This is a genomic window from Catenovulum sp. SX2, assembly GCF_052056295.1.
In the GTDB taxonomy this organism is placed as follows: Bacteria; Pseudomonadota; Gammaproteobacteria; order Enterobacterales; family Alteromonadaceae; genus Catenovulum.
On the sequence record NZ_CP182494.1, the window covers coordinates 128,365 to 143,297 of the forward strand.

The following is a 14,933-nucleotide window of genomic DNA, read 5'->3' on the forward strand; positions in this document are numbered from 1 at the left end:
CAGGACATAGAGCTAAATTTATATTAATTTAGCTCTATAGTCTGATAATAAGCTTTAACTGTTGGTGACTAGGTTTAGATCTATTACAATAACCGATTTAGACTTGATCGCACACGAGAATGAACCAACCTTCGGCTAAAGTTGCAGTTATTGGCGGCGGTGTTGCTGGCGCCACTATAGCTTTACGTTTTTCTGAACTCGGAATTGATACCACTGTAATTGAACAGGGGGATACCTTAGTTAATGGCCCGCCTTTTTGCCATTTACATGCTGGTGGTAATTTTTACCGAGAAATATCCGATGAGCAATGTTTAACCTTGCTGCAGCAAGCTATTGAAACTGCAAAAGTATTCCCGTTAGCTATTAATGCGCGCGCAACACTTGTTGCTTTACCGAAAACAGAAAAAACCGAACCGTTGGATTTATTACCACGTTTAAGCAAACTGCGTGAAAGATATAGCCAATTAGTCAAAGACGATGCAAGCAATAAAGTACTTGGTGAACCAGACGAATATTTTGAATTGTACTCACAAGCGCAATTACAGGCTTTAGCCAAGAGTCCGCTGCCGACAAAAATCACAAAACGCAGCGATTGGTTAATCGCGTTTGCCAAGCATGTTGATATGTCTAAATTAAAATTTCCGCTGGTATTAGTCCAAGAATATGGCTGGTCGGCATTTCGCATTGCGGCAATTGCCGAGTTAGCTCAACAAAATTTAGCCAGCTGCCATATCAAACTAGCCAGCAAAGTTACTGGCATATCTCCTAGAGTAGCACCTGACGGTTGGCAGTTAACCATTGAAAATCAGCATACAAAAGCAACCTCACAATTAGATTTTGATTATGTGATTAACGCCTGTGGCTTTAAAAGTGGCGAAATAGACGACCTGATCAATATAAACAGGCAGCGCATGGTTGAATTTAAAGCTGCCTATGTTGCACATTGGCCGCAGTGTCAGGGGCTTTGGCCTGAGGTGTTATTTTATGGTGAGCGCGGTACACCGCAAGGCATGGCACAACTAACGCCTTACCATAATGGCTATTTTCAACTGCATGGGATGACCAAAGAGATCACCTTATTTGAACAAGGTTTGGTAGCGAGTAATAACAACAGTGCACAACCTAAATTACCACAAATCTTTTTAGATAAAATATATCACCAATGGCCAGCGGCGACTGTGCAGTCGCGCACCTTAGGCGCAATTAAACATATCAGCCAATTTATCCCAGAATTTTTATCCGCTCAGGTATATGGCAAACCTATGTTTGGCGCACAACAAATTCCGGGCGAAGATCCAGACTTACGCGCTATGTCGGCTTCTTTCTGCCATAAGCGATACGCTAGAGCTGAAATTGTAAAAGCATCATCGGCATTAAATGCAGCAGATGCGATTTTACGTGATCTACTAAACGGCGGATTGGTCGATTCAAATCAGCTCGGTGATGGGCTGGATAAACATTATTTCCCAGTTACTCAAGCTTGTAAGGAAAAACAAGTAACAGAGTTAGCCCTAGCTTATGCTAAGGCGCGTGGTTATCCAGCAGAGTTAGCGGTTAATCTTCTATAACTAACTTTTCTGTGGTTAACAATTCTGGTTTACCACCTCTTGCACCCGATCCACAGCAAGTCCATAACGCATCGTTGTAATAAACAACCCCTGTGCCATGTCGGCCTTGGTTTAAATTAGGTAGCTTGTACCAAGTTTTTGTTTGTGGGTTATATACTTCAACTTCGGCATGTGCCGGCGTCGGGCGATCGGTTTCGCCACCTAACACAGCAATATGGCCGTTTAAATTAAAAGTTGCATTGCCTGCTCTGGGTGTTGGTAGCTTTTGTTTTAAGGTCGACCAGCTATGAGTCGTTAAATCAAACACATCAACTTCTGCTATGGTTAGCGAAAACACTTGTTTGGTTATTTGTGAGGTGGTGCGTCCTCCCGCTAGATAAATTTTATTATCCGCCTCAGCCGCTTGAAAGTGGTCGCGGGCGCGTGGCGCATCCGCTAGTTTTTGCCATTTATTGGTTTTAAAATTGTAGCTATCAGCCCAATTAACCCAGCCATTTACATGGCCATTTTGAATACCCGCTAATAAATATAAAGTGTGGTTTTTAATTACAACACCTGCACCACCGCGGCGTCTGTCTGCTGGTATTTCTGGCCCTTGTTGCCATTCATCTAACTTAGGATCGTAAAACATTATATTGGCAACGGCAGTTTCGTTCGGATAACCACCTGTCATAGCGCCTGCAATTACAATTTTATTGTTATAAACAGCCGCTTGAAAATGGTGTATTTGAAAAGGTGGTTTAGCACCTTCTGTCCAACTATTGTTTGCCGGATCGTATATGCTTACTGGCTGGATACGCCTGCCGCCGAGTGCATAAAATTTGCCGTTGAGTTCAATAAAAGTGGCTTCGTGACGCGGATGTGGCGTGCCTATCGTTTGTATGTTTTGCCAACTAGCTTGGCTTGATTGTATGTTTTGCTTAACACAGGCACTCAGCAACAAAAAGGCTGCAAGCATGCAGCCTAATAAAGTGAATTTACTCAAAGCTTACTTCTTCCCCATCTTTAACTGTTAAAGTAAAACGCCCTGTGGTGCTTGCGTTTTGTTGGGTAACTTTTTCACCTGAAATATAAATATCTTTAAAGCGAATATTTTTGATAGACGCTGACTCACTTAAACTTTCTACCGCGTTAAATAATAAGTCTGGTTTTAAATCACCATTTCCACCATATTGTTTTTTAATATCAACAAGTTGCTGATAACTTGGAATGTGTTCGACATGAATGTTTTCAAATGTCCAATTGGCGTACGACTGGTTTGGATAAAACTCATTGCGCAAATAAAAAACTCGCGAAACTGGCCCTTCCATATATATGTTTTTAAAGTGAATATTCTCAATTAAACCCTGACGTTTATGTCCGGCAGGGCGTTCAGTTAAATTAGCTAAACCACGATTTTTATTTAAACCTGTCCATTCGGTATGAATAACATGTATGTCCTCGATTAGTGCTCCATCAACCGTTTTTGGAAACCAACCAAATTGAAAAATACCACCATTGTCCATTTGCCAAACAACGCAGTTTTTAACTTTTACATTGTCGTGATAAACCTTAAATGCATCATCCATAGCTGCAACAAAACAATCATCTAGTTCTACATTCGCTGGCAAATCAAAACCATCATTGTTGTAGCGCCACATGCCCATTAATTTTACGTTGCGTACTTTGCCTTTAACTTGTGAGCGGGCAAAGCTAGATTCAGGGCGAACACTAAAGGCATAAAAAGGAATATTAACTAAGGTGACACCTTCAACTAAAAAGTCGTTCTGGTCGATATCAACCGGTTTTACCCCTTCGCTTGGGCAACCGGCTGAATAACCCTGTTGGTCGACACAAGCTTCTTTGCCATCTGATTTAGTACTGGCTCGCCATGGAAATTTTTCACCGGAAATTACCCCTCGGCCTGACAATATGTAACCAGATTGGCCATTTTTCCCTGAGTGATCGCTGTTAATCGACCCCATTACATATGCGCCGCCTTCAAGATAAACATGTTTAACTTTAGCTGGTACCCACCATAAACCTACATTGTGTGTACCCGCTTGAAAGTATACAGCGCTTGCTAGTGCTGCTTTGTTGCGGTCAAAACCTTGAGCTGCATCTACCAAATAAGTCTCGTGCGATACTTTTGACGGTGGGGCTGCTAAATCCATATATTCAGCTTGGTCGGCAAAAATGAGCAGCGCATCTAGTGGCAAGTCTTTTTCTTTGGCATATCTAGCGTCTACAAATTCAACCGACAATTTGCGGTTTGATTGGAGTATTTGTAGCTCAACTTTACGATTGACTAAATCTTTTTTAATAATTTTATAGGCGATATTTTCAAGTTGTTTAGGGCGAATAATAATGTCAGTAACCGCACCTGAATTTGCATCTTGTTTTGTTATTTGAAGATTAACTGGCCCTTGTTTGAGATCGAACGAGAATTGCCCCCAAGCAAAACTACGCTTTTGTTTGCGGTAACTTTCAGCACCATCTTTTGATTTGGGTTTTATCGATAACGACATTTCAAAAGGTGGTGGGGTGGTTTGTAATAACACCAACGGAGAATTTTCAACAGTGACGGAAAACTTGTCCGACTGAACGCCAGCAGGCAAATTATGATAATTGTAGGTCGCTAGTTTAACCACAGGTGCTGTGTGTTTAAGGCTGTTGCACGCCAACAAAGTTATGCCACAAAACAATGCGATGGCAAAATAATAAATTTTTTTCATATTGAGACTCGAAGTTACAACCAATAATGACTGTGCCAGTTTTTATATTGTACTGTCACTGTGTACGACTTTTCTGCTTTTATTGGCAAATCAAGTTGCTGATTACCACGTTTGCTGTTGCCTTGTAATACTATAGTGCCGTTCGCATCTTTCACCCAATACTGCATGTTTTGGTAAGGTGCGTAGAGCTCATAATGTTGGTGTTTTTTATATACATAACTAAAAGCTGCGGCAACATTTGTTTCATCTTGCGCTGTACCGGCGAGTTTATTGGCGGCTGTAATGAGTTTTGCCATCATTTTTGGCGATTCTTGTAAAAACAGTTTTTGGTAATAACTTTCTTGGTCTTGGGTTAGTTGACCATTGTGCTGAAAGTTATTTAAGCCAATCTCAAAACCTTTAACCAATACCCACATTGTCGCCGCATCACTTTGGTCTGGTTTGCCATAATAAAATTTTGCGCGGTTGAAAATTTGTGCAAGCTGGCTGTTTTCGAGTGTTTCAGGCAATAAGTTTTTGATAGAGCCATTGACCAAACCACTTTGGCCAATAGAGCCTAATTCAGTTAGTTTTAGGTCGTGTCTGCTTGATGCTTGTTGATGCAAATAATGGCAAGCTTTTACATCATCAGTGCAGTTGGCAACTTTATAAGGTGCTTCAGGTGTGCCTTGGGCGATATATGACATAGTCCAATGTGAAATAATATGAATATTTTGCAAAGCGCGGTAATTTTCAGTGCTGATCAGGTGTTTTACCAAAATGGCCGCTTCTGTCATTGGCCCCCAGTTTAAAACATACACTTTATGTGCACTGGCGTAGTCTGCCAATTTTTGGATGCTTGTTAGATGACTGATATTGATATATGTCTGATTTGGCTCAAATGCTATTGGTTTTCCTGTATTGGTTAAGCTCGACCAAAAAACAGGTAAGCTTGATTGGTAGTTATGTTTTCCTTTTAAGTTATTGATATCACTAGTATATGCTTTAACGAACATGTCGTTAAAAAACGGCATTGGGTTGCGTAAAGCTTTTCTGTCAGTAGAGCCGATTGAAATACCCGCGATGTTAAATTGCTCGGCCATTAACAATAAACTCGCCATTGAAACTAAATCGTCTGGGTCGTTTTGTGGATGACCGCCAACGCGTCTGTCTGTGGGATCGGATAAATCAGTCAAAACCCAAATATTGGCTTTGTCAGCAGCTTTTGCTGTGGTTGCTATAGATACAAATACGGTGAAGATAACAAGGGCAAGTGTGTGTTTCATGCTGATACCTAATTAACTAACAAGTTAGCCTGCGGAGTAAGTTAGCCATGCGAATACATGGCTAACTTAGCGCTGTTATTGGTTGTCGTGCGCTTTTTCTTCGGTTGGAATAATCCAAGCGTCTGAAGAACCGGCGACTTTGCTAAAGCGATATAAACCAGCGCCATGTGGTGGTAAGTTTTGTGCAAATTTACCTTTGGCTGTACCTATATCTTTTTTCGCCCATAAATCACGCACTTTGTATGTGCCACGCATATCTTCCATATCAAAGTTAAAGCCAACAGATTTCACTTCATTACCTAAATTGAACAACGCGATAAATACATCACCTGTAGCTGGGTCTTCCGCATACCAAGCGGCATAAAAGTCGTTTTCTTTTGCGCCTTTTTTCGCGGTTTCTTCGTCGTAACGAATAATTTGGCGGTTATTGGTACTGTTTTGGTTTACGTATAAAACTTCGTCGTTGGTAAAGAAGGTTTTAATCTCGTCAATTGGTGTTGTGTTCAGTTCAGCTCCTATCATTAATGGTGAGCGAGCCATGGTAAATAATGTCATCAATGTATATTTTTCATCTGTTGTGAACTTAGACATACGCTCTTTGCCATGTGGTCTATCGTCTAGTGATAAGCGACCAAATGGGATCATATCAGCGTCTGGCCAGGTGCCGTCGCCAATAAAAGGTGACCATTTATCTAACAATTGAAAGCTACGCTTTAGATCATCCCATCTATCCCAAAAATCAGCTGAAACACGCCACATATTTGAAGTTGCTTGTAAATGTTTAGCGTGTGCTATAGGTGCTTCACCACAAGATAAACTTAACACCATAGGGCGGCCTGAGTTGTCTATGGCTTTACGCATCATTTCAATTTCACCTGCGTAATAGCTATGGAAAGGTGCACCACATTGACCCATCATGTCATCGGCTTTTATATAATCTACGCCCCATTCTGCGTATTGTTTGAAAATTGAATCGTAAAATTCTTGCGCACCTTCAGCGCGGTATTCAATGCCAAACATATTATTTAACCAACCTGCGTGGTCGTTATATTTTGCTATGTCGCGTGCAGTTTTGTCAGTACCCATTACAGGTGTGTTTAAATACCAAGCATGGCGATGCATACCACGCATAATGTGAATACCAAATTTTAATCCTTTACTATGCACATAATCGGCTAGTGGTTTAAAACCTTTGCCATTGGCGGCTGACGGGAAACGCTCAACAGCTGGTTGCAAGCGACCATATTTATCCATAGGCGCTTCTGCTGGATTTTTTAACGAACCGTCAGCATTTAATAAAACATTTGGATGACCGGGGCGGCGTCGGTAGTTTTCTTTAGTATTGTGCGCACCTGGGGCAGGGTTCCACCAAATGTAGTCGATTACTGCATATTCCCAACCATGAGGCTGTAAATTCTCAGCCATAAAATCAACCGTTTGACGAAAATCTGCTTCGTTAATGCGGCTACCCCAAGCGTCGAAACTGTTCCAGCCCATTGGGGGCTTTTGCGCTACTTCTAATAATAAACTTTTGTTTGTTTCGCTGTTTGTGGCCGATTTATTTTGGCTGTCTGTTGAAGCACAACCACTGGCTAACAAAGCAGTAACCACAGCTGTTGTAGCAAAAATGCTTGTAAGTTTTTGCATGGATAAACCCTTATTAATCTTTATTGTAATACAAATTTGATGAGTGAATTGTTAATGAAATGGAAACAAAAAGGAGTGACTATCAATCTTTATTGTTTGGTAATTTGTCTTTGATCGGCCAATAAATTGAATAGATTAATAAAAACATGAACTTAAGGGTTTTAGCTAACAACAAGTTTAATACACAAGCTAAGCGTGTTTGGTACAAAATGCATACTGTGACCAGTGGTCAATATCGTAGTGAAATTCAGTTAAACTTTTATTTGCGCAAATAATCAGGCTTAGGTTGGTAGTAAATTGAAATTGTAACAAGTTAGATACAAATGGCCTTGTTCTAGGGATAGTTTACGAGTCTACAATCTCAAGCTGTATGTCAGAATAAGTGCTCAATAATTAAAAAACCGAGAAAATTTGTATATGTTTAGCCAAATACTGAGACTGACTTCTCCACTATTATTTTCGCTGCTAGTGACTAGTTGTAGCACGACAGATATGACTGTTGAGGCCAGTAAACATAGCGTCAGTCCTATCCAACAAAAGCCCAATATTATTGTGGTGTTTACCGACGACCAAGGTTATGCCGATTTGTCTAGTTATGGCTCAGAGACAATTCATACACCAAATTTGGACAAGTTTGCTCAATCAGGAGTGCGTTTAACTGATTTTTATGTGGCATCTTCGGTTTGTAGTGCATCACGTGCGGCGTTATTAACTGGCAAGCTGCCTAAAAATAATGGTGTTACTGGCGTATATTTTCCCGATTCTACCGGTATGAAACCTGAACAAGTTACTTTGGCCGAAATGCTCAAACCAGCTGGTTATCGAACGGCGGCTATAGGTAAATGGCATTTAGGTGATTTAAAAAACACCCTACCAACAGCCCAAGGTTTTGATTATTACTATGGCGTCCCGTATAGCAATGATATGTATATTGGCCATAAACAAGAGTTTGCTGCACAGGTACAATTTAACGATGGCTACGATTTAACCAAAGCTAAAGCTGACCAACAAATTGTTAAACAAGCGGGCAATAAAAGGCAGATTATTAAAAATAAAGGGATTAAAGAATTAGTGCCTTTATTCGAAGGCGATAAAATTATTGAATACCCAGCCGAGCAAAGTTCACTAACCAAGCGATATTTTGACAAAACAATAGAGTTTATTGATAGCGCCAAGCAGCCGTTTTTTGTTTATTTAACCCCAGCCATGCCGCATGTACCTTTATTTGCCAGTAAAGAATTTAACGGTAAAAGCAAAGGTGGTTTATATGGGGATACAGTTGAAGAAATTGATTATTATTTTGGCAAATTAATTAACCACCTAAAAACGACCAACCAATTAGCCAATACCCTAATTGTATTTAGCTCAGACAACGGCCCTTGGTTGGGATACGGTGCACATGCTGGGTCGGCCAAGCCTTTTAGCCATGGCAAATTCACTAATTACGAAGGTGGGGTACGTGTGCCTGGCATTATTAGTTTACCTAGCCAGATTAAAGCAAATCAGGTTAGTGATTATGTCAGTTCAACAATTGATATAGTGCCAACGGTTTTACAATTAGCTGGTATTGAGCAATCACAATTTGAGTTAGATGGGACAAGTTTGTTACCTGTGTTTAGCTTGGATAACAATCCTAGCGCGCTAGTTGCAGACCCCGCGGTATTTTTCAGCTACAAAAATGAAATAGCAGGCGTGCGTTATAAAAATTGGAAATATATTCGTAAAGGCATGAACAATCTTGGTCGGTCTGGTCGGGTGGCTGACAATAGCCAAGATTTGTTGTTTGATTTAACTCAAGACCCAGCAGAACAACACAATATCGCCGAGCAATTCCCACAAGTTGTGAAAAAACTCGCAGAGCTTATCCATGCCAAACAAACTCAAATTTAAAACGTTTAAGGTAAACTTATAAGCAAACATGAGCTATTATTGAGGCATCACTAAGCCTGTAGCCAATGGAGTGTATGCCTTGAGCTTTTTGCGAACTTTTCACAATATAGTGACTGATCAAACACTTAAATTTGAAGACAAAGTACAATCCTTATTAACTTTTGGCTTGAAGGTGTTTGAACTTGATATTGCTATTATCAGTAAAATTCAACAACAGAATTACAGTGTAAAATATGTTGCTTGTTTGAATAATGAATTAGCTGCCGGTGCTGATTTTCCATTAGGCAATACATATTGTGTGCATACACTTAAGGCGGATAAAGCCTTATCTTTTCACCATGCGGGTAACAGTGAAATTGCCACGCACCCTTGTTATCAAGGTTTTCAATTAGAGTCTTATATTGGTGCGCCGATAAAAGTAGATGGCCAAATTTTTGGTACAGTAAATTTTTCAGCGGCAAAAATTTCTCAACCTTTTACCCAACAACATATAGATTATATTGAGTTATTTGCGCAGTGGCTGGGGGCTGAGTTTGCGCGCAGACAATCTACTTATCAGCTTGAACAAAATAATCAAACTTTAACTAAATTAGAGCAGGCCGCGCATATTGGTACTTGGCAGCTCGACTTTACCAATAACCAGCTTGAATGGAGCGCTCAAACCAAAATAATCCAGGAAGTAGAGCCTGATTATCAGCCCCAATTAGACAGCGCCTTGGCGTTTTATACAGAAGGCAGCAGCCGAGATACCATTCAGCAAGCGGTTGAAAAAGCCATGAGTACCGGCGAAGACTGGGATTTAGAGTTAGAAATAACCACGGCAAAAAATAAGCATATTTGGATTGCAACCCAAGGCTCAGCCGAGTTTGAAAATGGAAACTGCGTTAGATTATTCGGCACTATTCAGGATATTACTGATGCGGTTGAGCTGAAAAATATGTTAGCACAACAAAAAGAAGCAGCCGAATTGATGCTGAGTGAGCGGAGCAAGTTGTTTGCAAAAATCAGCCATGAGTTGAGAAATCCACTTAATGGTATAGTTGGTATGTTAAACGCAGCTATGACAGAACAAGAGCCACAAGCATTAAAACAGCAATTAACCATTGCGCTGCGTAGCTCAGATATTTTGCTGTCGATAATCAACGAAGTTTTAGACTATTCAAAAATCAGCCATGGTGAACTAAAACTTGAACCAAGCCATTTTATTTTAAAAGATGTATTTAACGATTTAACCAATCTATTTACTTCAGTATGTGCAAATAAATCCATTCAATTAAACAGCAATTTAAACATAGCCGAAGATAGCGCCGTTTATTTTGATTCAACACGTTTGAGCCAAATCGTATCTAACTTATTAAGTAATGCGATTAAGTTTACTGAACAAGGTGCGGTTACCTTGGCGGTTAACGCTACTAAAGCACAAAATAGCAGTGAATATGTCGATTTAACAATTGAAGTTTCTGACACTGGCATAGGCATGCAGCCAGATACGTTAAAGGCTTTATTTAAACCATTTAACCAAGGTGCGAGCAATATTACCCAAAAATATGGCGGTACAGGTTTGGGTTTATCTATTGTGAAAGAACTTGTTGAAATGATGAACGGGCAAGTGTCAGTTAGTAGTGAATATGGCCACGGCTCTAGTTTTAAGGTGGTGTTGCAGCTACCTGTTGGCAAGATACAAATTGATGCTGCTGTGACTGAATTGGAAGATGCAAATGCCGAAATGGATGTTTCTAACTTAAATGTATTGGTAGTCGATGACAACGAAATAAACCGCATTGTTATGACCTCATGTTTAAGCCAATTCAACATTGATGCTGATATTGCGATTGATGGTCAAGATGCAGTCGAAAAATGTCGGATTGAAAATTATGATCTGATATTTATGGACTGCATGATGCCAATTATGGATGGCTGGCAAGCCACCCAAGTTTTACGCAGCGAAAAATTGGTTGCGGACGCCACAGTAATTGCAGCCTTAACCGCCAACACATCGGAAGCCGACCAACTAAAATGCGAACAAGCGGGTATGAACTTGTTTATCACTAAACCAGTGCAAAATGCGGCAATAAAAAATGCACTAGCAAATGCGATTAAGGCCAACACAGCTTAGGCTAGTTAACCTGAGCTAATACTTGTTGCTTGATTTACGACTATTACTTGCTGTGAAGGCCTGCATGTGGGTGTGCACCAAAAGTCGGTTGTGTCATTCTATAATGATCAACCATTACAAGCGGATCCATCTGACCAGCAAAGTCTTTATCTTTAAAACTAACTGCGTTAAAACCGCTACCAATACTAAGTGTTTTGCCTGACGTTGCCGCCGAAATACGCGGTAATTGGGTTAACTCTGTTAAAGCTTGTCCTAAATTTTGTGTTGCTGCATTCATTGTTTGCTGTCCTATTTCTATTTCGCGTTACCAGTAGTGTTATAGTAACAATAGAACGATAATCACTTGTAGATACAAAAAGTGAAACTTTTGTTCTATATTTGGAACGATAAACTGGTTTTAAATAGGGTTAGTCACAATATGATTGATTTGAATGACTATTATTATTTTGTTCACGTAGTTGAGAAGCAGGGCTTTTCTCCAGCGGCTAATGCGTTAAATATGCCTAAATCAAGATTGAGTCGGCATGTGTCTAAACTTGAAGAACGGCTTGATACCAAGTTGATACAGCGAACCTCGCGTCAGTTTCATGTGACTGAATCTGGGCAAATTTTCTACCAGCACGCGCGTGCATTAATAGATGAAATGGAGGCTGCCGAAGCTGCAATACAAAGTAGAAAGACCTCACTAAGTGGACAAGTAACTGTTAGTTGCTCTGTTGGTGTTGCGCAGTTTGCAATTAAAGATCTTGTTAGCCAGTTTCTAGTAGCCCACCCTAAAGTTGAGCTTATTCAACAAGTGACTAATCAGAATGTGGACTTAGTTGCTTCAGGTATGGATATGGCAATTCGTGGACATCTTGACGCACTGCCTGATTCAAGCGTTATTCAAAGAAGTCTAGCTAAGGTTTCTTGGCATTTGTTTGCAAGCCCCGAGTATCTTGATAAAACAGGCACACCCAAATCACCATACGATTTGTTTAAACGACAGAGTTTAAAAGTGGGCTGGCAACCCGCTGTTGGGCATTGGACATTACAAAATCAACAAGGTCTAAAAACCACAGTACCTTTTAGCCCACAACTATGCAGTGATGATATGAGTACGCTAAAAGCAGCCGCTATTGCGGGTTTGGGTATTGTAAGCCTGCCAGCTTACACCTGCCGCGAGGAAATCAGCCATGGTTCCTTGCTTAGGGTTTTACCTGATTGGATTTCTGGTAAAGCACAACTCAGCCTACTGATGCCGTCGAGAAAGGGTCAGTCGCCGTCTGCTAAGGCATTTGGTGAGTTTTTAATTAACAATCTCAATCAGCTAATTGGCGAACCTGACCATTTGTAGCCAATCAGTGACGCTGTGTCTCTTTTTATGTAATACATTTAATTAACAGATGATTAACTTTTAAACTTGTGGAATGCTTGCCGCCAGTCACAGATAGCCAGTTTAAAAATGGCTAGTCGCTTTTGTTTAAAGAATTGATTGGAACTAGATTGAAATGAGTTTTAAGTACACCTGGGTTGGTTGTTTTATGTTAGCGAATTTATCGTTAGCTGCTTGTTCTACCGATATTAAAACAGATGATAATGTTGAAACACCAACACCAACACCAACACCAACACCAACACCAACACCAACACCAACACCAATACCAACATCAACTCCGACGCCAGCATGTATAGATACTTACGATTGGCCAACTGAGGCAGGTGAGGCCATTTTGTCGGACAAATACTCGGTTACTTTCAGTCAAAACGGCAAAATAATCCCGGCTGAAGTAATTCAATCAATTTCCAAAGAAGATGAAATTGCAGTGCAGTCGATGGATTGGGCATCAGAATTTAGAGCAAATCCTAGTGATGATCCTCGCACTTTTAACTGGGTGTCGTTGTCGTCTGAATTTTGTCAGCCGATCACAGTGACAGTGACTAAATTATTTGGTCAAGGCACACAAGATGTTGAAATTGTGCCGTCTCCTTATGCTGTTACACCGAACGTTTCACAAGATGGTAAAAGTGTTTCGTTTGAAATAGATAAACCACAATACCTAGCAGTGAATTTTAAAAGCACAGACAACCAACAAACCAGTGATGGTGTGGTTAAACACATGTTTACCTTATTTGCCGATCCCGCTGAAAAAACTGTACCGGACACAACGGATGAAGATGTTCATGTGTATTCAGAAAACTCAACTAAGCAACAAATGGCTGATGCTAAAACCATTTATTTTCCACCCGGGTTTCACGATTTAGGCCGTTTATTTAATAAAACTGACATCGATACATCGGGCACGTCGCAAGATTGGTATCGAGGAACTGTTGGTAATATGGCGCCTGTTGTGCAAGACGGAAAACAGATTTACCTGGCTGGTGGGGCATATGTACATGGCCGTTTATACATGGCAAAAATTGATCAAAGTGAAGGCGCAGATGGCCATAACATTAAAATATTTGGCCGTGGTGTTTGGTCAGGTCGAGACTATAAATGGTCAAAACAATTAGCGAGTACAGCTGGTGTGCTTGGTGTTAACTCTTATCCGAGTAACCATTCTATTATTGGCATGAAAGGGCAAAATAATACAATTGAGGGCGTTATTGTTGCAGATCCTGCGGGCCATGGGGTTAACTTAGGTAACGGCAATAGTCTGTATAAAAACTTCAAAATTTGGGGCTGGCATCCAAACAATGATGGCGCTCGACCTTGGGGTAACAAACCAAATGTAATTGAAGACAGCTTTTTCCGCGTGGTCGATGATGCGTTTTACAATAAGTCGCTAATGGTTACCAATACCGTTTTTTGGCATTCGTATAACGGCGCTATTGTTACTTTGGGGTGGAACGGTAACTACGACACTGAAAATTCAACCTTTATCAATAACTATATTATTTACCCAGAATGGCATTCGCTTGGCAATAACCACGGTATAGTCATGTCGCAAATTGACTATGATATGTCGGGCAGCAATGTGCTTATTCGTAACTTACATATCGACGGCAACATCCCAGGTTTAGTGAATTTACACAACAGCACCGAAAGGCAAAAAGCTGGTGAAAAGTTTATTGATAATAAACACAGTAACCGCACAAGTGTTGGCAAAGTTTCAGGGATTCATTTTGAAAATGTTACAGTGACAGGTCAGCAACTCGACTTTTCTGGCAATGCTTATCAACAAACCTCTAGTCCATCAAAAGGGCTAATAGAAGGCACTGTGTTAGACAATGGTGACATCTATAAAATGTCGGATATCAGTTTTAACCAAGTGAAAATTAATGGTGTTTGTTTAACTGAAAGCAACAAAAGTACCTACAACCAAATTGATGCTGCTACGACCGAGAATATTGTATTTAACGGTTGTGATAGCCATAAATACACAGTGTCAGTTTCAAGTAACACAAATGGCAGTGTAAAACCGTTAGAAGGCGATATCACCTTATTGGCCGGTAAATCACAAACTTTTACTTTTGCAGCAGAAGACGGTTACAAATTATCTGATGTATTGGTAAATGGTATTTCGCAAGGTGCGCTAAGCAGTTATACAGTGAACAATGCAAGCAGCAATGTGAAAGTTGAAGCTGTGTTTGTTTCACAATAGCTTGGCTAGAATAAGTGCTTACTCAGCGTAACATACCGCGCACAAGCTATGTTTGTGCGCGGCTAATCCCTCCAAACCTGTCTCTGTGTTAAATCTGTACAAAGCTATATTTATCCCTTCTCTCTGTAGTTAGCAAAATAGAGCAAGAA

General features: G+C 40.4%; 11 protein-coding genes. 6 read left to right on the plus strand and 5 right to left on the minus strand.

The window, feature by feature from the left end:
• The first annotated feature begins 119 nt into the window (after positions 1-119).
• Positions 120-1,568 carry an FAD-dependent oxidoreductase gene (locus ACMZOO_RS17985; protein ID WP_440906618.1) on the plus strand — a complete coding sequence of 483 codons (1,449 nt, stop codon included), beginning with the start codon at positions 120-122 and terminating at the stop codon, positions 1,566-1,568.
• Here the strand turns inward: ACMZOO_RS17985 and ACMZOO_RS17990 are convergent.
• From ACMZOO_RS17990 to ACMZOO_RS18005, 4 genes are all read right to left on the minus strand, one after another.
• A complete protein-coding gene (locus ACMZOO_RS17990) occupies positions 1,555-2,553 on the minus strand; it encodes a Kelch repeat-containing protein (protein WP_440906619.1) in 999 nt (332 codons plus the stop codon). The two genes, ACMZOO_RS17985 and ACMZOO_RS17990, sit on opposite strands and share 14 nt — an antisense overlap.
• The gene (locus tag ACMZOO_RS17995; protein WP_440906620.1) at positions 2,546-4,282 is read right to left on the minus strand and encodes a hypothetical protein; all 1,737 of its coding nucleotides are present in this window, start codon (positions 4,280-4,282) and stop codon (positions 2,546-2,548) included. Before ACMZOO_RS17995 ends, ACMZOO_RS17990 begins: the two co-directional genes overlap by 8 nt.
• A 14-nt stretch (positions 4,283-4,296) precedes the next feature.
• On the minus strand, positions 4,297-5,547 hold the full coding sequence (locus ACMZOO_RS18000) for a nucleoside hydrolase-like domain-containing protein (protein ID WP_440906621.1): 1,251 nt from the start codon (positions 5,545-5,547) through the stop codon (positions 4,297-4,299).
• A 75-nt stretch (positions 5,548-5,622) separates the two neighbouring features.
• Positions 5,623-7,194 carry an alpha-galactosidase gene (locus ACMZOO_RS18005; protein WP_440906623.1) on the minus strand — a complete coding sequence of 524 codons (1,572 nt, stop codon included), beginning with the start codon at positions 7,192-7,194 and terminating at the stop codon, positions 5,623-5,625.
• A 146-nt stretch (positions 7,195-7,340) separates the two neighbouring features.
• Here ACMZOO_RS18005 and ACMZOO_RS18010 point away from each other — a divergent pair, with 146 nt between their 5' ends.
• The 3 genes from ACMZOO_RS18010 to ACMZOO_RS18020 all read left to right on the plus strand — a co-directional run bounded on the left by ACMZOO_RS18010 (position 7,341) and on the right by ACMZOO_RS18020 (position 11,200).
• Positions 7,341-7,469 (plus strand): hypothetical protein, encoded by a 129-nt coding sequence (locus tag ACMZOO_RS18010; RefSeq protein ID WP_440906625.1) that lies wholly within the window; start codon positions 7,341-7,343, stop codon positions 7,467-7,469.
• Positions 7,470-7,686: 217 nt separating this feature from the next.
• Entirely contained in the window at positions 7,687-9,084 is a 1,398-nt protein-coding gene (locus ACMZOO_RS18015; RefSeq protein ID WP_440906627.1) for a sulfatase family protein, read from the plus strand.
• Positions 9,085-9,163: 79 nt separating this feature from the next.
• Positions 9,164-11,200 (plus strand): hybrid sensor histidine kinase/response regulator, encoded by a 2,037-nt coding sequence (locus ACMZOO_RS18020; protein ID WP_440906628.1) that lies wholly within the window; start codon positions 9,164-9,166, stop codon positions 11,198-11,200.
• A 43-nt stretch (positions 11,201-11,243) separates the two neighbouring features.
• On the opposite strand, the gene ACMZOO_RS18025 is transcribed toward ACMZOO_RS18020, so the two are convergent.
• Complete coding sequence (locus tag ACMZOO_RS18025; protein ID WP_440906629.1) at positions 11,244-11,477, minus strand: hypothetical protein; 234 nt, start codon at positions 11,475-11,477, stop codon at positions 11,244-11,246.
• Positions 11,478-11,618: 141 nt separating this feature from the next.
• Between ACMZOO_RS18025 and ACMZOO_RS18030 the strand changes: the two genes are divergently transcribed.
• Entirely contained in the window at positions 11,619-12,536 is a 918-nt protein-coding gene (locus tag ACMZOO_RS18030) for a LysR substrate-binding domain-containing protein (RefSeq protein WP_440906630.1), read from the plus strand.
• A 187-nt stretch (positions 12,537-12,723) separates the two neighbouring features.
• Positions 12,724-14,784: a hypothetical protein gene (locus ACMZOO_RS18035; protein WP_440906631.1), complete on the plus strand. Its 2,061-nt coding sequence runs from the start codon at positions 12,724-12,726 to the stop codon at positions 14,782-14,784.
• Positions 14,785-14,933 lie beyond the last annotated feature (149 nt).

Excerpts from the sequence above, each read along its gene's own strand:
- ACMZOO_RS17985 (WP_440906618.1), top strand. The coding sequence starts at position 120 with ATGAACCAACCTTCGGCTAAAGTTGCAGTTATTGGCGGCGGTGTTGCT.
- ACMZOO_RS17995 (WP_440906620.1), bottom strand. The coding sequence starts at position 4,282 with ATGAAAAAAATTTATTATTTTGCCATCGCATTGTTTTGTGGCATAACT.
- ACMZOO_RS18000 (WP_440906621.1), bottom strand. The coding sequence starts at position 5,547 with ATGAAACACACACTTGCCCTTGTTATCTTCACCGTATTTGTATCTATA.
- ACMZOO_RS18005 (WP_440906623.1), bottom strand. The coding sequence starts at position 7,194 with ATGCAAAAACTTACAAGCATTTTTGCTACAACAGCTGTGGTTACTGCT.
- ACMZOO_RS18010 (WP_440906625.1), top strand. The coding sequence starts at position 7,341 with ATGAACTTAAGGGTTTTAGCTAACAACAAGTTTAATACACAAGCTAAG.
- ACMZOO_RS18015 (WP_440906627.1), top strand. The coding sequence starts at position 7,687 with ATGACTGTTGAGGCCAGTAAACATAGCGTCAGTCCTATCCAACAAAAG.
- ACMZOO_RS18025 (WP_440906629.1), bottom strand. The coding sequence starts at position 11,477 with ATGAATGCAGCAACACAAAATTTAGGACAAGCTTTAACAGAGTTAACC.
- ACMZOO_RS18030 (WP_440906630.1), top strand. The coding sequence starts at position 11,619 with ATGATTGATTTGAATGACTATTATTATTTTGTTCACGTAGTTGAGAAG.
- ACMZOO_RS18035 (WP_440906631.1), top strand. The coding sequence starts at position 12,724 with ATGTTAGCGAATTTATCGTTAGCTGCTTGTTCTACCGATATTAAAACA.